The sequence below is a fragment of the Enterococcus sp. NBRC 3427 genome, from assembly GCF_007996925.1.
GTDB lineage: Bacteria > Bacillota > Bacilli > Lactobacillales > Enterococcaceae > Enterococcus_B > Enterococcus_B lactis.
Map to the genome: position 1 here is coordinate 1 of NZ_BJLL01000047.1, position 21,309 is coordinate 21,309.

The window sequence follows — 21,309 nt, forward strand, 5'->3', positions numbered from 1 at the left end:
TCAAAAATGAAATAGAAAGACAAAAAAGTTGAAAAAGATCGTAAATAATTGAACTTCTTTTTCCTGAAGCGGTAAGAATAGGGACTTTTATACATTCTCTCTTGGCTATTCTTTCTTTAAGCTTCAAATCCATTTCTGTCCGATACATCTTTGAACCAATGACCCGATTTCTTGATCGTTCTTTTTCCATCTTGTGCTAAATCTACCGAAATAAAACCGTAACGATTCTTATAGGCATTGGTCCACGACCAGTTATCCATACATGTCCACATATGATAACCTAAACAATTGGCACCTTCTTGAATGGCTTGATGGACATATTTCAGATGAGATTGAACAAATTCGATCCGATAATCATCGTGGATCATACCATCTTCCTTGATAAATCGTGCTTCGTTTTCTACACCCATGCCGTTTTCAGAAATAAAACAGTCGATATTCCCATAATGATCTCGTACATTGATCAAAATATCATAGATTCCTTTTTCATAGATCTCCCATCCGCGATAAGGATTCATTTTACGACCAGGCATTTCATAATTGTCGAAGTAATCCTCAGGCATAGGACCGTTTTTAGTATCGATTGGTGTTTCTTTTGCTTTTATTCGGCGTGGCTGGTAATAATTAATTCCCAAAAGATCTACTGTGTTTTCTTTAATGATCGTCAAATCATCTGGATGGATCTCCGGCATTAGATCGAGTTCTTTTATTTTCTCGATCAATTCACTTGGAAACTCACCTTTTACAGCTGGATCAAGGAATGAACGATTGAAGAACGCATCTGCTATTCGTGCTGCTTTAACATCTTCGGGATTTGATTCGTCTCTTGGATAACTCGGTGTCAAATTCAAGATGATTCCGATGACACCGTTTTGATCCATTTCATGGTAAGCTTTGATGGCTAACGCTGAAGCCAACGCTTCATGATAACCAACTTGGATTGCCTTTTTCATATCTGATTCTTCCGGATAATGCCATCGATACAAATAACCTGCCTCGACTGGAACGATCGGTTCATTATGGGTAAACCATTTTTTTACTTTCGAACCAAACAATTGAAAACAACTTTTTGCGTATTTTTCATAAGCTTCAACCGTTTCTCGGTTCAACCATCCGCCTTTTTCTTGCAGATACATCGGCATATCGAAATGATACAGATTAACAAAGGGTTCGATACCGTTTTCAATCAACTCATCAAAATAGCGATGATAGAAACGAACGGCTTCTTCGTTGATTGTTCCAGATTCATCAGGTATCAAACGGCTCCATTGGATAGAGGTTCGAAATGAATTATGCCCAGTCTGTTTCATCAACTGTACATCCTCTTGATACTTCGTATAAACTTGCGAGGTTTTTTCAGGTCCTACTTGATCAAAGAACTTTTGCGGTTCGTTTTTGTACCAATAATCAAAAATGTTCTCTCCTTTTCCATCGCCTGAAATTCTTCCTTCTGTTTGTGGACCACTTGCTGCAGAGCCCCACCAAAAGTTTTCTGGAAATTGATATCTTTTCATCAAAGCACCTCTTTTTCTTTTTTAGTTGATTCCATGTATGATATTTTCCATCACAATCACTTTTTCATTTTCTTCCTCTTCTTTTTTGATTCGTTTCAACAGCTGCTCTGCTGCTCGTTCCCCGATTTTATCTGTTGGTGGCGTGACCGTGATTTTCGGAAGGATACTCAGATCGTTTTTATCTAAATAATCATAGTGACTGAACGCAATATCCTTCCCGATTCTGACACCTTCTTGATTGAAACATTCGATGGCACCAATCGACATATTGTAATTGCTGACAAAAATAGCAGTTGCCCCTTTTTCTAATAATGCTTTTGCCCCGTAATAGCCGCTTTTTCTAGAATAGTCTCCTGTAAAGATCTCTAAATGGATAGACGGATCCTTTTGTACCGCTTCTTTAGCTCCAGCTAAACGTTCTCTTGCTACGTAATCTGTTTGAGCGGCAGCAATAAATCCTATTGTTTTATGTCCTTGTTCGCCATGATGAGCAATCACTTTTGCTACACTTTCTCGATCATTCACTACTATTGTATCAATACCTGCTGGCCCATCCGGACAATTCAATGCGACAACTGGGATACTCATTTTTGTCAGCATTTCAAATCCAGACCACTCTTCTTCTGATAAGAAGACGATCAACCCATCGATTGCATGCTTCATCAGGTATTCAATTTTTTGTTCGATTTTTTCTGGCTGATCGGCAAACCCGCTTAATAATAAGCTATACCCATTTTCTTCAGCTACTCTTTCGATCCCTGAAACAACCTCCGAACCAAAACGGCTAGATATCCCGTTTATCAAAAGTCCAATAGAGAAACTTCGATTATTCTTCAACCCTTTAGCAATGATGTTTTCTTTATAGTCCAACGCTGAAATCGCTTCTGCTATTTTTTCCATATTCTTTTCCTTCAGCTGCTGACCGTTTAAATAGCGGGAAACTGTTCCCACTGAAACACCAGCCATCTTAGCCACGTCACGGATCGATGCCATACATTTTCACTCCTGCCAGTTACATTTGATTTCTCTTTCTTGTTGTTCGACCATGATGACCGCTTTCTTTGCATAATGCCTCTTGTCATCAATATCCATATAACTAAAGTCTTCAGAAGTGAGTTCAAAAACAAGCAGTCTTTCCTCTTGAGATTGCAATTCATCTTTACGAAAAGCTTTCAATAATTTCGTTCTTTGGATGACAGCGCCGTCAATTAATCGGACATAGACAAGAGTACTTGTTTTACCTGAAACACTTCCTGTATTTTTAACTTTAATTGATATTATTACTTTGTCAATATCCGTTTTGACTTCCATCTGACTGTATTCAAATGTTGTATAGCTTAGACCATGTCCAAAAGGATAAAATGGACTGCCGCTTAAATCATAATAATTCTCTTGTTTAGAAGCAGCACGCTGATAGTAATAAACAGGTAGTTGCTGACTATTTCTAGGATAAGACAAACTCAATCGTCCGCTTGGGTTATTTCTTCCAGAAATCATCTGTGCAATGGCTTTTCCACCCTCCTGTCCAGGAAACCATGCTGTTGCAATGGCATTCGTAAATGACTCGATTTTCATCAAATCGTAGGGTCTTCCTTGCACAAGTATCGTGATGATTGGCTTGCCTAGTTGATGCAATTGTTCGATCAGCTGTTCTTGGTATCCACCTAAAGAAAGAGAAGCAACATCTACATTTTCTCCAGAATCCATGTTGATCCCTTTCGATGAAACTGCCCCGTTACAAAGGAATTCCATATCAAAGTTCCGCGCACTTGATCCACCTAGAACTGCAATGATCACATCTGAGTTTTGAGCAAGGGTCACCGCTTCTAATAATTTTTCTTCCTGATCCTCCTGATTTCTTACTTCACATCCTTGTGCATAAGAAACCGTTGATTGGGGAAACTCTGTTTTTATTTCTTGTACTATCGTTTTTTTCAAACGGTCTTCTGTTTGTGGTGCAGAGTAGTCTCCCAACAAGTGGTATACATCGTGAGCATTTGGTCCTATAACAGCAATGTTTTTTACTTGTTGATCCAACGGCAATATACCGTCATTTTTTAGTAAAGTGATACTTTCTTTTGCTGTCTCTAAATTTAAGTGCTCTGATTCCTCCATGAGATGATCCCAATACTCCTTTGGATCGTTTGCAAACGGCTGTTCAAACAAACCCAATAAAAATTTGACAGATAAAACTCGGCGAACTGCTTGATCTAGTAGCTGTTCATCTACGACTTGATCATCAATGGCTTCTGCAATCTTGGTATAGGTCTCGTCCCACAAACTTAGATCGATTCCTGCCGCTAATGCATATGCTGCAGCAGTCTTTTTATCTGTAAAAACATCGGATAAACGATCCAAAGCAACACCGTCTGCCATAACGATCCCTTGATAACCGATCTCTTTTCGTAATATTTGCTCAAAAAGCGCTCGATTGATATGACAAGGTACCCCGTCGATATCATTATAAGCAGCCATGACACCTACTGCATTTCTTGTACTCTTCAATAATGGTCCGTAAATATCGGAAAACTCTCTGCGTCCAATCGTCACTGTGCCTGAATTATGACCGCCTAAAGCTTCTCCTTGTGCGATACAGTGCTTTAACACAACACCGATCTGATCCTTCTTCTTATTGATTTCCTCTACTGTCTGATCAAGAAAAGAAACTTTTTCTGAAATAATCTCTCCTTGAAACCCTCGAATGACCGCTTCAGAAAAACGAGCTGAGAGAATCGGATCTTCCCCAAAACACTCTTCTGTCCTTCCCCAACGAGGATCTTTTGCCAGATCCAAAGTCGAAACCAACGCTAAATGAACACCTTTAGCAGCCAGTTCTTTTGCCATCAATCGGCTCGTTTGTTCTAATAACGCTACATTGAAGGTATTTCCACGGCCGATATTCGTTGGATAAGAAATCCCATCCAAACCTTGATGACCATGTGGACATTCTTCCACAAGCAAAACAGGAATTTTCCATCGCGAATGCTGTAGTACATATTCTTGGAGTAGATTAGCCACCTTCCAGCTTTCTTTTGCAGGAATCCCATTCTTATAATCTGTCTTAGACCACGGATCAGAGCGAAACAGACCGTATAAGGCACCCAGACCGCCTCCCCATTTAACATGTTCTTTTAACTTTTCTGTTAATTCGATCTTGTCTCCATTTTTTTCATAACATTCCCAACCATACAAATGCTGGTTTACCTGTCCTACTTTTTCAGCAATATTCATCCGCGAAAGTAAATCTTCTACTCTTTGGCGGATGGTTAACTTTGGGTTTTGATACGGGTAATCGTACACCTTAATATCCTCCTTCTGCCAATTTTGCCTTATTAGCGGCTAATACAAATGGCAGGAATAAAAATACATCTAGAATGATAAGTATTACTGTTAAGACTGCTGCTCGTATATCGCCTCCTGTAGCAATAAAAGATTGTATAACCGGCGGAGTGATCCAAGGTGCAGCAGCAACTGTTTTACTGATGATTCCAAGACTTGTGGCTGCGTAGGCAATAATCAAGTTAATAGATGGTATAATAGCGCAAGGAATCATATATATTGGATTCATGACTACTGGTAATCCAAACATAATTGGTTCCGTAATATTAAATAAACAAGTAGTCAGACCAAATTTAGCGATCGATCGCTGTTCTTGACGTTTAGAAGCCCACAAGATAGCAATAACTAACGGTAAAATACACCCACCACCTCCAATCAATCCAAATGCATTGGTAAAGGGCTCCGTAATAATATTAGGAATTTCTTTTCCTACTGAAAAAGCATCCATGTTTTCCTGAATAGATTGTAACAAAGGTGCTTGCCGTATAGGAGCCAAAATACTCGAACCATGCATCCCAAACACCCATAAGAAATCAGAGAAAAACTGTAAAAATAAGATGCCTGGGACGGATAAAACAAAAGCTTTCAATGGCGTCTGAATCGCTAATTCAATTAATTGCGGAACATTCAAACCAGTCGTATGGTTTAAAGTAAAAACGACAACTGAAAAAAATAAAATGACAACTATTTCTGGTACTAAAGAATTAAATGACGTGGCTACTGCCGGTGGAACTCCTTCTGGCATCCTGATTTTAAAACTCTTCATTTTCGCTAATTTGATAAATAATTCTGTACTGACAAGGGCAGCAATCATCGCCGTTGCTAAGCCAGACGAAGAAGTCAGACTTTGTAAGAAAACCCCTGTAGCTTCTGCTGTATTTCCGTCCAACAAAGTGACTGTACTTGATAAAGGCATCAAAATAAACATTACGGCTGTACTTAGAATTCCTGCATGAACAGGACTAAATGATGGATCATCAATCACGCCTATTTGGATATAATGGGTTGCCAAATTCCAGCCGATATTGTAACACACGATAATAGCTAAAATACTCATCGTACCATTATTCACGATTGAAGCAAGTTCAGCCAATGGACTTAGATCAAGTACTCTTTGGATTGTTGCATTTGAAAAAATCAGAGCATTCAGCAAAACCATGACAGAAGCAGCCATTACTAACGGCATAGTAACGATAAAACTGTCTCGAATGGCCAGCAAGTGCCGCTGGCTACTCATCTTAGATACGATTGGTAGCATTTTTTCAGATAGTCTGTCTACGACTTTCATTATTTCATCTCCTAGATTCTAAAATTGAACCGGTTCATTTTTAATATAGCATTTTTCTAAAAGATTGCAACACATTTTTTAAAACGCTTTCTGAAAGTGGTGGATTTTTTATGACTTTTGAAAATTTATTCTATTTAATGGTATTTTGTGAATTTTTTCTCTTCCATCCGTTTGAAGTTTTACTTTCCAATGGTATAATTTCTTTATCCTATCAAATGGGGGAAGTATTTTGAAGAAATTAATCGTACTATTTATTTTGTCTGCGGGACTTTTGACATTGACTGGCTGTGATTTGTTTGGCGGCTCTGACCAATCCTCGGACGAAACAACCGATTCTTCTGTCTTAAAAGCGGAAAAAGCAGATATCACTAACAGTGTATATACGCTAAAAGTACGTAAAGATATGGATTTATCCGCGGGACAGTTGACATTTACAGATAAAAAAATGGAATGGACACGCACGTATCAGACACAAGGAACTGATTCTTCTGAATCATCTGAAGAAAAAACAGTGCTGACAGATATTAAGATCACTACCAAAGATGACGAATATATTATTTCAGGAAAAGAAAATAAAAAAGAAGCAACAGTCACATTTACCAAAATCGGTAATTACCGTTTGAAGGATGAGGATGGCAACATCTACAGTCTATAGTGCCATCTGTTGGATCTTCTTTTGTTTCTCCCCTTCTTTTCTGCTATAGTAAAGAAGCAAGATGACTGTAAAGGAGACGAAATGGATGATCGATAGTCCTGATTATTGTACATGTAATAACAACAAAAATATCCATACAGAATTTAATGATCAAGGAAGTTTGAGTATATGCGACAATTGCCACAAACTAGTCAAAGATTCTTTTAAATCGTTTGAATCTTATCCTGTCAAAAATTATGTAAAAAGCAAAAGAAGATAAGCAAAATCAAGCAAAACTCACTATGGCTGATTTTTATGAACTTCAAACTCAGCTTCTTCCTTTGATTAAGCTTCATCAGTAAAACAAACAGTAGATCATTTCAGTTCACGAATCAAAGAGTAACGTTTTATTTATTTCACATCTTTGAATATAAAATAACCAAACGATAGAAAGACTTATTCTACATCACGTAGTAATTTTTCTTTCCCATCGTTTGGTTTTTTATTTTTAGCCTAATTCTTGACCTTTCGCATGCTGATTATCTGTAAAATATTTTCCAGCAGGCTTTCCTTCCAATTCAGCTAATTTTTCTTGGATCTGACGAATCACCTTTTTTGCATCTTCTGGATTTTCTACAAAATCGAATGTATCCCCATCCACTTGTATTTTAGGACATACATCAAAATCCTCATACCATTGATTATAGCGGGTGTTCAATGTTTCGTAATAAGTGTATAACGTCTCATCGCTTTCTAGCTGTTCATAGTCACGCCCGCGTTTTTTGATACGTTCTAGCATCGTGTCCAAAGAAACTTTGATATGGACCATCAAATCAGGCCGTTTTTTTGGAGCAACATCATCTAACTCGTTTAGCATCGTATCTAATAAGCTATCGTACTGCTGTACTTCGATATCCGTTACCCGACCTAAATCAGCATTTAGATGGAACAACAGACTATCTTCGTAGATGGAGCGGTCTAGCACATTGTCATCGTTCACTAAAGCATTTTTCATTGCTAAAAATCGCTTATTCAAAAAGAAGATTTGCAATAAAAATGCGTACTGCTCAGGATTTGAATAAAAAAGCGGCAATACTTCGTTATCTTCGACATTTTCATAAAATGGTTTAGAATCAATCTCTTTTGCAAGCATATCCGTCAAACTGCTCTTACCTGCACCAATCGTTCCTGAAATCAAAATCACTGACATACAACCCTTCCTCTTCTATAAGTACTCGCCTAAGTAAGTTTCAACAGGCAATTTTTCAAAATCATATTCACGTACAGCTTGGTCTGATTTTAAATATGTGTGAAGACTTTGTGTAATCATCAAGTTCGTAGGTACCGTCTCTTCTTGTACGATGATCATCGGTTTTTTCAACATAGTTGCCACACCTAATTCGTAAGCCGTTCCTGGATCGATTGTTTGATGCTCAAAGTCAAGGATAGCAACAACAAATTCTGCATTTGTCAACTCTTCCATATCTTTTTCGTATACTTCTTGCACCCAACCAGCACTGAATAGTTCATAATTGCTTTCTTGGTGATGACGTGGAGAGTAAAAACTTGTAACTGTTTTGTTTTCCTCCAACGCTTTTTCGATACGACTTACTCGATCGATTTGCTCCTCTGAAAAAAATGGTCCTGCTAAATATATTTGACTCATTATTTTGCCTCCTTCAATAATAACTGATTTTTAATAGATACTGCTCGTAATTCATTGACCAGTTCCAATGGATTGTTGGAAAAGATCACTTGATCCAACCATTTTTTATCCATAAAATCCTCTTTTGCAAAAGTTTCTAATAATTGTTGCAAGCCGCTGTAATAACCGCCAATATTCAATATTCCGATTGGCTTATCGGGCGTCAGGCCGATCGCTATCCAAGAAAGAAGTTGCGAAAATTCCTCCAATGTACCTAGACCTCCAGGGAAAACGAGGACAGCATCTCCTTTTTCAAATAATAATACCTTTCTTTCATCAATTGTCTCTGTAGGAATAAATGTAGTAACATCTTTCCCTGGCAGCTCAGTTTCAAAAAGGCCATTTGGATAGATACCTGTGACTTTTCCGTTATTTTCCAGTACTGTTTTACTAATCACTCCCATAATCCCGGAGTATGAACCACCGTAAACCAGTTCGATTTCTTCTTGTGCCATATATTTTCCTAACGTTTGCGCAATAAATTTGTAACTTTCTTTATTGCCAAAACGGGAACCGCAAAAAACAGTAAGTTTCATAAAAAAACACTCCCTAACTCAAAAGTCTATCTTCATTCTACACGTGTTTTTTTAAAATAAAAGACTAGATTTTGTAGTTTTTTAGTGGTATACAGATTAAAAACCACTATATATAGTATTTACAAAAAAATAATTTTTCAGCTATTTTACAGTAACAAAAAAAATAAATAACTAGTAAATATAAAATTGAAACGACTTACTTATAGAAGAAATTGGGATTTCGTCCTACATGTCAATAACACGCATTATTTAAATCGTCACACACTTCTTTCTCCTATTAATGAAAAATCCATTTTATTCTCGTGTTATGTTTCACCAACGCTTGATGTTTCTCTAAATAAAAAAGCCGACGAACCAAATGATCGAAATTTGATCATTTTGGTTCATCAGCTTGTTCTCAAACCTTTGTATTAACGATAAATAGCTGGATTCATAAAACTATCACTTGGATCATCACTGCTGGAAGAACATTCGGTGATAACCGCGCCTGTTGCACCTGCCTGGAACCAGTGTTTGATAGTTGGTTCGATCGTATACTGGTCTCCAACGTGAAGTATGATTTCTTTTTTTGCCGTATAGTAACTTTCTTGCCCCTTTGGAATAGTACAGGAAAGTTTTTTTGTTTCTTTTCCTTCGACATAAAGATATACTAAGCCTTTTCGATACTAAAAACTGTATATTCGATTTTTTCTAGTGTTGTTTCTTTCAATACTACTCCTGAATCTAGGAACATTTGTTGTACTCTTTTCTTGTAATCCATTCTGTTCCGTCTCTACCTTCCTAAATGATCGTCAAATCATCCCAAGATACCTCTTTTTCTCCTTGGATGATTTCTGCATTTAGGGCTACTGGCTTTTTCAATAATAAACAGGATAGAAAACAGCCAAATAAAATCTGCTTTCATAATATGATACGCAAAGGCTGGTTCCTTTGACGAAAAAAGCATCTTTTTACACTGACCTGATCTGCTGGCTGTAGCTCTATTAAAAGAATATAAAACCTTCGAACAGAGCAGATTTATCTTCGGGTGTATGTTCAGACAAAAAAGGTATTGAACACAATGTCCAATACCTTTTGCTCAGCAAATAAAACGCATACAATTTGTTAAAATTTCTCCTCTAAAGGGTAGATTTCTCCTTTTAGATTCGATACAATAAACAAGGTTGATGTATTTACATTGACTATGGCAAACTTGGACGGTCACGTGTGATGACTTTTCAAGGCCTCTGCTTCTAGCTGCCACTAGAAGTAGAGGTGCCTTTTTTTATTTGGCTGTCTCTATCTGCCATTTATGATACTGATAGCGCCATCAGTAGTCAAGAAAAAACGAAAAAACACGAAAATGTGTACTGTTTTTCGGTCAGGTTTTTGTAAAAGCAACATTTCTTATTCTTTTACGACCCATTTGCGAAATACACTTGTTTCTAGTGCCCCTTCTCTTTTTCTTTCTTCTAATAGTTTCAAGATGAGAGGTGAGGCGTTTGGTTCATTTAATGGATCTATGGAGTAGCTTATCATAGTTTCAATGAATTAAAAGCTTCCTTTAATCACTAGACTTCTATGAATGAGTAGATTTCCCTCATCCATAGAAGTCTAATTTTTTGGTCAATGCAGTTATTTATATGTTTAAAATTTTTGAAGTGTTAAAGTTATAGGGAAAGAATACCTAAAGCGGAGCCAATGTGTGCACCTGCAAGTAACTGTTGTTTCGCTTGTCGTTGTAAACTCGTTTTTTCTGGATAGTCTTGTACTTGAGCATCTACTCGTCCAAAGATCCATGGAACTCCGCTATCATCTTGTTCGTCCACTGACAAAAGACGATAATCAGCTGCAAAAAGTCGGATTTTTGAATCTTGTTTCAACCATTTAGTAAGATTTGGCGACAGTAACCAAGTATCTGTGTACATCACTTGGTAATGATAATCAGGAAAATACAATTCAAAAAAACGAATGGCGCTTTCGTAACTATCTCTTATCTTATTTCGGGATAAATCTGCATCGGAAGGAATATGAAGAGAAAGACACTGCTTCCCCTCTAATTTTAGCTCTTTGTGCCCCTTTGGAAAATATGTCCTTTCGTATTCCAATTCACCAATCCGAAAGATCAATCCGCTAGTGTAACGCCAAATCCAAAAACCACGGTCAAAGCGATACCTTCCTGTTACTTGAAAATGTTCATGAATAAATCTAGTAAAAGCATTCATTGTTGCCAAATAGACAGTTCTCGGAATCTTCAATGGTTGATAAATTTTTAACCAACTTTGAGAAGCTGCATATAGATAAATTGTTAATGCTACAAACGGCTCTTCTTCATAAACTTCGTCTATTTTTTTGGCAGCTGCTTTTGCTTTATTAGCATCCAGTAATTCACGACTATATTGTTCAAGCATTTCACTAGAAATACTTTCTATCTCCAGCATCATTTGTTCTATCACGGCTTCTGGGAAATCTAAGTTACCCGCTAGATTCTTGATTTGATACACTATTTCCTCCATCGAAATTCTTTCTTCATTCCCCTCTTCTTAAGTGTGTGGCTCAAATAATCAATTATCGTTTTTCGAATCTTTAATCAACTTCTTTATTGTACATCATTTGCAAGATCAGATGCCGTCACTACTTTGATTCGCCCAGCATCACGTTGTTCTTTTACATAATCACAAAGTGCCAAATAAATATATATCAAAAACAACAACTTTATGTAAAAAAATAATACTTATGCTAAATAATTTGATTTCCATACTAAGTAAAAGAATAACTTTGCTGTGTCATATGGTTATAAAAAAATTCTATTCAGATTAGCTTTTAATTTTCATCTAATTCTCTCCAAACCAGAGAGGTTTCTTAATCAAATATACTTTTCCTCTTTATTATACAGGAGTACAATAAATAGAAATAAAAACGTTATTTTATTTTCTTAGATAATTGGAGGCTAATTTCATGAAAAAAAGGATATTCATTTTACTCCCTCTCGTACTTCTGTTTGTTGGTTGCGAGCAAAAAAACACTCGCCAGTCGACACCTCATTCGACTGTTATTGAAAACACTACTGCTCGTGAAGCAACAACTGACAGTAAAACGAATAACGAATCAAGCGCTACTGTTAAAAGCAGTAGTGAATCAGTTTCACACACCACTAGTTCTTCCATCGTTCCATCAACTACTTCGTCGTCAACTGTATTGTCAACAAATAGTAGTGAGACTTATGCTTCTGTCAGTGAATCGACAAGTCCACAAGTCAGTAATTCAACTGATTTGTTAAGTAATTATTCTGATCTAGAAATAGAATACGCTAGAGTTTGGCTAGCTGTGATGGGCACACAATATAAACAATGGTTAGCTGATCCAATTACTGGTTTTGAACTGCATGTTTCTAAGTCTCCAGCAGGAACCCCAATTGACCCTTATGACCAAGGAAGTGTCGCTTTTCCAGCTGAAACAGTCACACTTAGTGGGAATATCAGTTTCCAAGGTTTAGTAGTTTATTCTAGCAATCATAACGGTACAATAACTCAATACCCTGTTCCTTCTCACTGGCAACATGATGAAACTTCTGACCATCCTGAGCTAGTCAAAGAAAAGACTCAAAAAATACTAGATGAAGCTTCTACAGTCAGTATCCCTACCAACACTCCTGAAGATATCAAACAGCTTATTGATGTTATGGTAATCGACAATTGAACGAGGACAACAAAAAAACATCCATTTAACAAGTTGATTTTCTTCGACTGAGACAGGAAGTCTACAAAAAGGCGTACCATCTTATATGGATTCAGAAACCTTCTGTTAAAAGATAGATACATCTAGTACTCTCAAACTAACAGATCATTAATTTGTCATGTACTAAGAACTATTACATGAATGCAACAAAGTACTGAAGATTAAACAAAAAGGAACTTTGACAAAAACGTGTCACAGTTCCTTTTTCCGAATAAACGGTGTCCTCCTGACAACTCCTCGGTATTAGCTCAAAACACTGATTTCACAACCTCTTTTTGTATTTTTTCTTGAAGAAACAATAGAGTCCATCTTCAACCTTGAGATGAACATATAAAATTTGTGACAAACTGGCAACTTCTTTTCCAAGTATGCCATTCCTACCAATTATAAGTATTTTCATTTTTATTTCTCTTTTGTCTTCAACAATACTTTTCCGATGTTTTTTCCCGATTCAAGATATTCGTGGGCTGTTTTTCCATCCTTTAACGAAAAAATTGTCGGTTCATGGATCACTATCTTGTTATTTGTAAGATAAGAAAAGAGACGTTGGCTCCTTTTTTCTCTTTCCTCAAAAGAAGAAAGATAATCCCAAAGGTCTCCTGTAAGGATACTTTTCGAATGAGCAAGCATATCTACTAGATCAATAGCTGGCGGATTGCCTCCTGCCATTCCGAAAAAGATTACTTTTCCCCTGTTATGCAATAATTCAATACTGCTTTCCAATGTTTTGCCAACTCCATCAAATACTGTGTCAAAGCGATTGTTGTTAGCTACTTGCCAATCGGTTTCTCTTGAGGAAAATACTTCTTCTACTCCTAAAGAAAGTGCTATTTCTTGCTTTTCCTTTGTAGAAGCTGAGCCAAATACTCTGACGCCATCTGCAATCAGAATTTGAGAAAGAAGCTGTCCGACACCACCACTGATACCAGTAATAAATACCTTGTCTCCTGGTGCATTGTTTCCAAGATCATGAGCCAAAAAATCGGCCGTTAATCCTTGTAAACCAATTGTGGCTGCTTCTTTCATTCCAATCCTGTCGGGGAGAAAAATCAACTTTTCAACAGGAACTGCTACAAATTCAGCATTTGCAAAAGGAACGTCTACAAAAAGAACTTTCTTGTCAATCAACGCTTTCAGTTCTGATGAACCAGCATCTACAATTGTTCCTGCCCCTTCATATCCGTTGATATATGGTGAGTGTTTCTCGATATGATAAGTGCCTCTTCTACGATAGATGTCTGCAAAATTTAATCCAATATACTCGGTTTGTACCAATACCTCTTGTTCACCTAACTTCGGTTTTGGAAGCTCTCCATACCTTAACACTTCACTTGAACCAAAAGTTGAAAAATATAATGCTTTCAAAAAAATACGCCAGCTTTCTTTTTCATTTCACATACTAAAAATACCAATGTACTTGCTTTACTATCAGCAAAAGTTCTTTCAAATCATAACACAGGAAAAAGGTATAGTGAAACATAAAAATCTAGTGATTCTTTAACTGCCCTTTTCTTTTTGGATGGAAAAAAACTGGGTCAGAATGATGTTCATCCTGACCCAGTTTTGATTTTACTCAACTCATCGGTTTCTATTAACCAAAAGCTTTTTTATCTATGCACACTTCGTTTATTTTTCATACATTTCTTTTACCATGATCGATTTTACAAATCATTCGATAGACGCCCAATCGATAACGCCACTTACTAACATAAATACCTAGCAACTGTTTTCCGAATGCCTTGGGATTTTCGCAGTCTTCTAGATTTTAGCTCCTTTAGCAAAAACAAGGCTAGGACAACAAATCATCCTAACCTGTTTTATCCCTGAATCTTTTTACCGGATCAAGTCTGTTTCAGGATCATTCAGTAGACGTTCGACTTGTTCTCTTGTCGTTAACGGAACATCTCCTTGGATCGAATGAGCTAATCGAGCATTTCCTAAGGCAAAATAAACGGTCTTCTGTAAGGACCACTTCTCAGAGAAACCGAGTAAGATCCCTGCAGCAAATGCATCCCCTGCCCCGATTCGATCGAGTACATCCAAGGGATAAACAGTTGTTTTCTCTGCTTCTTGTTGTGTGATCAAATAACCACTTAACTGTTTTCTTCCATCTACACTTTCTCGCCTTGTCCCAGCAAACCATTGGATATCGTAGTGGTTCATAAAGGACTGGATATAAGAAATAGGATCATGTTCGTTTTCTACATTGGCTGTTTCCTCCCACTGCACTAGCTCTGTCAGATCTCTGACTGAGCCAAACAAGATGTCGCAATAAGGTAACATTGTATGATAACGCTTCTTTATTTGTTCTTTTTTTCCATCTTCTTGATTCAAACTAGGACGATAATTGAAATCAAAACAAACTTTTTTCCCTGCTTTATGTGCTTGTTCTGCTAATTGGATAGCCGTTTCAGCTGTCTCATCGGACAAACTTAAACTGATCCCGCAGATATGGATCAAGTCGATCTCATCAATAAATGCTACGCAGTCATAATCCTCCATCACAGATAAACCAAATGAGCTATGTTTTCGATTTTGATAAGTGACTTCTGTCGGGCGGACACCATACCCCATTTCCGCAAAATAAGTGCCGATGTGTTGATATTGATGGATCACATACTTCGTCTGGATACCTAGGCCGTTCAAATTAGTGAGTGCTGCTTTTCCTAGCCGATTGTCTGGCAGAGCCGTCAGTAAATAACTTTCAACGCCAAAATGGGCAAGATTCCCTACCAGATTTACGCCAGTCCCTGTATAAGCCATGCGTAAGGTATGGGTTTGTTCCAGCATCAAATGTTCAGGAGGAGTGAGTCGCAGCATGACTTCCCCAAATGCACCGATTTTCATTCTTCTCACCTTATTCCACGATTTTTTTCATCAATTGCAACAGTTGACGTACCTCTTCTGGGCGTGTATTCCCTGTATCCTTGTCGATAATTGCACTATATACATGAGGGATGACCGTTTTCACTCCTGCGTCTATTGCGATCCGTACGATTTCTTCCACATTATCAAGGTCGATCCCACCAGTTGGCTCTAAATAAAAATCATTGGCAGCACAAGCTTCTGCTAGTGCTTTATATTCTTTGATATGGGCAAGTCCCTTCATAGGAAAATATTTGATCGAGCTGCCGCCCATATCTTTCAACAATCGAATAGATGTTTCAAGTGTCACGACTCCTGCAGGTCCTTGTGAACTTAAAGGACCAGTTGCGATGTTCACGTACCCTTCTTTACCCGTGGGAGAAACCAAACCGTTGATGACCGTTTCTGTCTGTTTCAATACTGCTCTGGAAGCTCCTACTCCTGTAAATACTTGATTGACATGCTGAGGCTGCAATACTTCGGCTAAACGAGTGACCATCTGGCTCTGGTTTGGGTCTCCCGCGCCTAGACCGATGGACAAGGCGTTATTTGTTGCTTGCTGGTATTTTTTCATTTCTGCAATAGCTGTTTCGTCGTCAGAAAAGTTCTTTGAAAGTACACCTAAAACGATATGGCCTTCTGCTGCCTCATAGCATTCTTTTGCGTTTTCTACAGAATTTGCTAACACATTTAGACAGATCTTATCTTTTAAATAATTGGGACTTAATCTCATTCCTTTTTCTCTCCTAGTTCTTCAAGATTTCTTTTAAACGATCGATGATTTTTGCCATCTCCTGTTGACTGACAGAACGGATATCGAATTCGATGATGCCGTTGTTTGCCTGGTATTCTCTTGTATAGATGGCAGGATTTTTTTCTTTCAATGCTTTAATCACTTGTTTAGCTGATTGATCTCCTGAAACTTTCACACTTGCTCGATAGATTGCTCGACCTGCGCTATCTTGAACGATCTTAGCTTCTAAATGATTGATTTGATTAAGTTGTTCGATGAATGGCTGTAGTCTTTCTTTCATTGCAGGGCCAGACTCACTGCCTTTGTTCAAATAGTCTTCCACTGCTTGGACAAAACCAAGGATATTTTCCTTTCCGATTTTCATGGAACGTCCAATTCCTTTTGATTGCATCCGGACCCATGAAACATACGTTTTTTTCCCAATGACCATTCCGGCACTTGGTCCTTCGATTGCTTTTGCTCCTGAATAAATAACCAAATCAGCGCCCATTTGCACATATTTTTTCAGATCTTCTTCTGCCGCAGCATCAACGATCAACGGAATCTGGTGCTTTTTGGCAATCTGTGCTGCCTCTGACACGTCAAGCATACTTTTTTGTACCGTGTGATGGCTTTTTATATAGAGAATCCCTGCTGTTTCTTCTGTGATCATCATTTCGATCTGTTCCGGCGTACACATATTGGCGTAACCTGCTTCGACTACCTGACCGCCTCCTTGCTGTACCATGATTTCCACAGCCGTTCCGTAATCTACATTGTGTCCTTTCGGCAAAATGATTTGTCGCTTTCTGATGGATTCTGCATAAGGGTGATAAAGGGGATACAGTTCTCCTTTGCCTATAACAGCAGCTACCGATTGAGCAATTCCTGCAGAGGCGGATGAAACGATCTGGACATCTTCTACTTCTAGCAAATCGGCTAAATATTTTCCTGTTTGAATGCTTAATTCTTCCATCTCAAAAAAATGCTGACCGCCAAAACGTTGCGCGTCAAGAACTGTCTCTGAAAGGGTCGAGACGCCTAGAATCGTCATTCTTCCTGAAGCATTAATGACTTTCTTCAGCTGAAATTTCTCATGATTCGCATGCATAACTTTTTCCTCCGATGATTGTTTTTACTGGTTTGATTTGCTGATTTGACTGTCTTTTCTCTCCATTGGAATCGATTAGTTCCTTGGGTTGATTGATCAATTCAAAAACAGTAAAATCAGCGTCAAAGCCTTCTTTGACTTGTCCCTTTGTCTTCAAATGGAAATTCTGTGCAGGAACTTCCGTCACCTTTTCGATGATTTCTTCCCACGTATATCCGACAAGCTTCAATTTTTCCATCGTTGTAGCCAAATCATAGACTGGACCGTTTTTACGATTACGAATATAGATATCTGTACTGATCGTATCTGCTTTTATCCCTTGGTTATAGGCAGTTTCCGCAACTTGGAAATTAAAACTATCCGTCCCATGTCCAATATCGAAGATGATTCCTCGATTTTTTGCTTCTACAGCTATTTGTTTGATTGTTTTCGTTTCTTGATCCAAGATGCCGTTTGTTTTCCCATTGAAACAATGAGTCATGATATCTCCTGATTCCAGCAAAGAGAGGATATCCGGCAATTCCGGCGGAGCAGAACCGATATGGACCATCAAAGGAAGCTGATGGTTTTCTTTTTGTATCCTTTTTGCCAGTTCTAGTGGAGTGATGCCGTTTTGACCAACTACGCTCTTGCTCATCCGTGCTTTGATTCCAATAATGAAATCTGGCAGTTCCTTGATTTTTTGCTTTACCATATCAGCTTGGATCTTGTTTAGGTCTGCTAGTTCATCTTGTGCAACGATTCCCCATTTTGAGATATTCAAAAGCGCATAGACATTTGTTTTTGCCTGTTTGGCATGTTCATAAAAATCAGCAATGTTTTCTGCCCCAGTTGTCCCTGCATCTATGACTGTTGTCACACCTTTATTCACACCGATCTGATCTGGATAATCATAATACAAAGTCATTTCCTCAAAACAATGAACATGATCGTCGATCCAACCAGCCGACAAATATTGCTGAGGGGTCAAGCTGATTTCCTGACGAGATTTTTGTTTGATGAGAGGGGCGATTTCGCAGATTCTTCCTTTTTCTATCCCGATATCGAAGATCTTCCCGTTAAGCTCTCTTGCATTTTTAATGACTAAATCATACATAATCATTCCTACTTTTCTATAAATTTGAATTTAGACCATGGATGAATGAACGGTAGCAAGATCAATTCTTCTGGAGTAATATGTCCTACTTTATTCTTTCGCGGATCACTGTGTGGCTCCAATACGATCTGCAGTTCGTTTTTATATTTGCCAAAGCGGTCATTCCCAACGACAACATCTCCTACGACAAATTCAAACTCAGTATCATGTACTTTGTTTTCGTCTTTTTGGTATTTTTTTCGAACTTCCGTTGATCGGATCACTTGGTCTGTGATGTCCCCTCGACGAACATGTTGCTCTTCCAATACGATTTGCCGTTCCACCTCATTTACATTTGCAACAAATTCAATTCTAAAAACAGTCTGGTAACGATCCAAATGCCCTAATGACTTCAATTCTTTTTCACTTGCGTATGCGTTTCCAATAATTATATCATCAATTAGGTTTGTGGCAAACAAATGCTTGGCCGCTGTTTCGACAGAAAGATGGCGATGCATTTCTAAAGTAGGCAGTCCATCATTGATATCCCATGGCCCGATTGTACCTGATTGTGAGGTAATGAAGGCTGCCGTTCGAATACCGTTTTTTTTGAATCGTTCACTACTTGATTGGAAAAAATGATACGGCAAAGCCGTTCCTTCTTGCGGGTAAAAATTATGACAGCCATATAGAAAAGATGTATTTGCCTGATGCGTCAAGATATTTTCTAGATAAGCGACATCATTACTCATATTCAACTCGATGGCCAAGTGATAAGGATTAAAAGTCAAAAGTGCTTCTTTTCGCCCATCAAATCCTAAGTCCAAACGAATGCCATCTGCGCCTAATCTATGGAAAAAACCTAAATCATCATAAGAAATATTCAATTGTTCAAAGATAGCCGGCGAAACATCTACTATCGTTTCAAATCCCCTCTCTTTTGCAAAAAAGATTAATTGCTGGAATTTTTTCTGAACGACTTCCGGATCTTCCGTGACCTCAAGCATACTCATAAAAATCCTGCTAAATCCATACTGATGGGCTGTTTCGATATACTCACGATCTTTTTGAGGATCACTGTGGTCTGGGTAAAGGGAAATGCCTAATGAACGTTTCATGGTTTGTTCTCTTCTTTCTTTTCAATTATAGTCGTTCTTCGGTAACACCATCTGTCAGAGTGAGATCTGCTTGCTCTTTCGCTTGCTCCTCTGCTTCTCTAGCCAATTGTTGTTTTTCAAATACTTTGAAGAATGGATAATAAATAGCCAAAGTAATCAAGAAATTACCAATAACCAATAATCCTGCTGCAACACTCCAGTTCGTGCTCATCCAAGCAGCAATCGGCGCAGGCATCGCAAACGGCAAACGCGCAACCATCATTGGCACGACACCGCTGACAGTGAGAATATAAGAAAGAGTGGTCGTCACAAGAGGGGCAAGAATAAATGGAATCCCCAAAACTGGGTTCATCACTACTGGTGCACCGAAGATCATCGGTTCATTGATATTGAACAAACCCGGTAAAATGGACAAACGTCCTAAGCTTTTTAAATACTTGGATTTAGAAAACATGAATAAGACGACCAACGCAAGAGTGGTTCCTGCTCCGCCGATCCAAACGAACCATTGTAGAAATTGTTCAGTAAAAATATTTGGCATGGCGTGAGCACTTGTCCCTGCATTAAATGCATCGATATTTTCAGCAATCGAAATATCCCAAAACGGACGAATAACCGGACCCATGATTGCCGGACCATGGATTCCTAACACCCAGAAGAAACAAATCAGAAAGACAGTTAAGAGACCGCCAAACAAGCTGTTACCCGCTAATACACCTTTCAAAGGCATAAGTAGTTGACTCAAGAATCCATTTAAATCGAATCCAAGCATATGGCGAATGATCCAAAAGAAAATCAAGATGACTGCTCCTGGTATCAATGCAACGAAAGAGTTTGTTACTTCTGGCGGCACACCATCTGGCATTCGGATAGTTATTTTTTTCTCGATAAAAAACCGGTAGATTTCTACTGAAATAATTGCCGTAACGATCGCCCCAAATAATGAGCCCGATCCTAGATTAGCGATGTTGATGTAACGTCCGGCTGTGATTTCTCCTACATCTTCTAAGATGCGTGTAGGAGGAGCTGCCACGATTAGAAAAGACATTAATGCCAAGATACATGCCGTCAATGAATCAAGCCGATAGCTTTTCGCTAAAGAAGAAGCAATCCCGAATGTCGCATAAAGAGCAAGGATACCAACTGTATAGCGAAAAGGAATATCTAATATCTCACGGTAAGGTTCAATGACTGCCGCAACTGATTCAATCGGGATATTCAGTAAAATCGTAAAAAATGAGCCTACGATCGTCAGTGGCATAGTGGCAATGATTCCTTTTCTGATGGCAGTCATATGTCGCTGAGTACCGATACGATTGGCTACAGGCATGATTTTTTGTTCGATAATTCCTATAAATTTATCCATTTTTCTTCTCCTTTTATAACATTATAATGTTTACAATTGAATAATAACATACTTTACTATAATTTGTAAACGCTTTTCGAAAGATGCATCCCTCCTTTGTTCTTTTGGTTTTACAAAGAAAAGGAGGTGCAACAAAAGTCGTGTCACACCCCTTTATTCAGAATATACGGTCATCCATAGTCGGCCTTGCATCTACGGTAACAAGTCCGACCAATTCAAAAACATGAGAAGCTGTTTTTTGAACTTGTTCCTTGTGACTCAGAGCTGAACGGCAGGGCTCATGACCTCTTGGTAAACGGTGTTCAAAA

The 21,309-nt window shown here is 38.2% G+C and carries 18 protein-coding genes; 2 read left to right on the forward strand and 16 right to left on the reverse strand.

What is annotated here, in order from left to right; translation table 11 throughout:
* Window positions 1-116: 116 nt before the first annotated feature.
* Genes ESP02_RS09960 through ESP02_RS09975 form a run of 4 tightly spaced genes read right to left on the reverse strand, consistent with a single transcriptional unit; the run spans window position 117 to window position 6,141 of the window.
* Window positions 117-1,514: a glycoside hydrolase family 1 protein gene (locus ESP02_RS09960; protein ID WP_002373680.1), complete on the reverse strand. Its 1,398-nt coding sequence runs from the start codon at window positions 1,512-1,514 to the stop codon at window positions 117-119.
* Window positions 1,515-1,535: 21 nt separating this feature from the next.
* Window positions 1,536-2,507 (reverse strand): LacI family DNA-binding transcriptional regulator, encoded by a 972-nt coding sequence (locus tag ESP02_RS09965; RefSeq protein ID WP_002373681.1) that lies wholly within the window; start codon window positions 2,505-2,507, stop codon window positions 1,536-1,538.
* A 6-nt stretch (window positions 2,508-2,513) separates the two neighbouring features.
* Window positions 2,514-4,814: a glycoside hydrolase family 3 N-terminal domain-containing protein gene (locus tag ESP02_RS09970; RefSeq protein ID WP_025478431.1), complete on the reverse strand. Its 2,301-nt coding sequence runs from the start codon at window positions 4,812-4,814 to the stop codon at window positions 2,514-2,516.
* A gap of 1 nt (window position 4,815) precedes the next feature.
* Complete coding sequence (locus ESP02_RS09975) at window positions 4,816-6,141, reverse strand: PTS sugar transporter subunit IIC (protein ID WP_002373684.1); 1,326 nt, start codon at window positions 6,139-6,141, stop codon at window positions 4,816-4,818.
* Window positions 6,142-6,370: 229 nt separating this feature from the next.
* Here ESP02_RS09975 and ESP02_RS09980 point away from each other — a divergent pair, with 229 nt between their 5' ends.
* Entirely contained in the window at window positions 6,371-6,796 is a 426-nt protein-coding gene (locus tag ESP02_RS09980; protein ID WP_002373688.1) for a hypothetical protein, read from the forward strand.
* 487 nt (window positions 6,797-7,283) lie between these two features.
* Here ESP02_RS09980 and ESP02_RS09985 read toward each other — a convergent pair whose 3' ends face one another.
* The 5 genes from ESP02_RS09985 to ESP02_RS10005 all read right to left on the reverse strand — a co-directional run bounded on the left by ESP02_RS09985 (window position 7,284) and on the right by ESP02_RS10005 (window position 11,511).
* Window positions 7,284-7,985, reverse strand: coding sequence for a deoxynucleoside kinase (locus ESP02_RS09985; protein WP_002293604.1), 702 nt, complete (start codon window positions 7,983-7,985; stop codon window positions 7,284-7,286).
* A gap of 15 nt (window positions 7,986-8,000) precedes the next feature.
* Entirely contained in the window at window positions 8,001-8,441 is a 441-nt protein-coding gene (locus tag ESP02_RS09990) for a nucleoside 2-deoxyribosyltransferase (RefSeq protein ID WP_038398466.1), read from the reverse strand.
* Window positions 8,441-9,016, reverse strand: coding sequence for a TIGR00730 family Rossman fold protein (locus ESP02_RS09995; RefSeq protein WP_002293608.1), 576 nt, complete (start codon window positions 9,014-9,016; stop codon window positions 8,441-8,443). The genes ESP02_RS09990 and ESP02_RS09995 overlap by 1 nt, the downstream gene beginning before the upstream one ends.
* 410 nt (window positions 9,017-9,426) lie before the next feature.
* The gene (locus ESP02_RS13610; protein WP_326564806.1) at window positions 9,427-9,618 is read right to left on the reverse strand and encodes a D-lyxose/D-mannose family sugar isomerase; all 192 of its coding nucleotides are present in this window, start codon (window positions 9,616-9,618) and stop codon (window positions 9,427-9,429) included.
* A gap of 1,047 nt (window positions 9,619-10,665) precedes the next feature.
* A complete protein-coding gene (locus ESP02_RS10005) occupies window positions 10,666-11,511 on the reverse strand; it encodes an acyltransferase domain-containing protein (RefSeq protein ID WP_002373699.1) in 846 nt (281 codons plus the stop codon).
* A gap of 442 nt (window positions 11,512-11,953) precedes the next feature.
* Here ESP02_RS10005 and ESP02_RS10010 point away from each other — a divergent pair, with 442 nt between their 5' ends.
* Window positions 11,954-12,694 (forward strand): hypothetical protein, encoded by a 741-nt coding sequence (locus ESP02_RS10010; RefSeq protein WP_002373701.1) that lies wholly within the window; start codon window positions 11,954-11,956, stop codon window positions 12,692-12,694.
* A 441-nt stretch (window positions 12,695-13,135) separates the two neighbouring features.
* Here the strand turns inward: ESP02_RS10010 and ESP02_RS10015 are convergent, their stop codons facing one another.
* The 7 genes from ESP02_RS10015 to ESP02_RS10045 all read right to left on the reverse strand — a co-directional run bounded on the left by ESP02_RS10015 (window position 13,136) and on the right by ESP02_RS10045 (window position 21,001).
* A complete protein-coding gene (locus tag ESP02_RS10015; RefSeq protein ID WP_025478432.1) occupies window positions 13,136-14,098 on the reverse strand; it encodes a zinc-binding dehydrogenase in 963 nt (320 codons plus the stop codon).
* 468 nt (window positions 14,099-14,566) lie between these two features.
* A complete protein-coding gene (locus ESP02_RS10020; RefSeq protein ID WP_002373707.1) occupies window positions 14,567-15,580 on the reverse strand; it encodes a sugar kinase in 1,014 nt (337 codons plus the stop codon).
* A 10-nt stretch (window positions 15,581-15,590) separates the two neighbouring features.
* Complete coding sequence (locus ESP02_RS10025) at window positions 15,591-16,331, reverse strand: KDGP aldolase family protein (RefSeq protein WP_002373709.1); 741 nt, start codon at window positions 16,329-16,331, stop codon at window positions 15,591-15,593.
* A gap of 13 nt (window positions 16,332-16,344) precedes the next feature.
* Window positions 16,345-17,442: a DgaE family pyridoxal phosphate-dependent ammonia lyase gene (locus ESP02_RS10030; RefSeq protein WP_002373710.1), complete on the reverse strand. Its 1,098-nt coding sequence runs from the start codon at window positions 17,440-17,442 to the stop codon at window positions 16,345-16,347.
* Entirely contained in the window at window positions 17,426-18,538 is a 1,113-nt protein-coding gene (locus ESP02_RS10035) for an amidohydrolase/deacetylase family metallohydrolase (RefSeq protein WP_033795734.1), read from the reverse strand. Before ESP02_RS10035 ends, ESP02_RS10030 begins: the two co-directional genes overlap by 17 nt.
* An 8-nt stretch (window positions 18,539-18,546) precedes the next feature.
* Window positions 18,547-19,635 carry a DUF871 domain-containing protein gene (locus tag ESP02_RS10040; RefSeq protein ID WP_002373712.1) on the reverse strand — a complete coding sequence of 363 codons (1,089 nt, stop codon included), beginning with the start codon at window positions 19,633-19,635 and terminating at the stop codon, window positions 18,547-18,549.
* 25 nt (window positions 19,636-19,660) lie between these two features.
* Window positions 19,661-21,001 carry a PTS sugar transporter subunit IIC gene (locus ESP02_RS10045; protein ID WP_002373714.1) on the reverse strand — a complete coding sequence of 447 codons (1,341 nt, stop codon included), beginning with the start codon at window positions 20,999-21,001 and terminating at the stop codon, window positions 19,661-19,663.
* Window positions 21,002-21,309 lie beyond the last annotated feature (308 nt).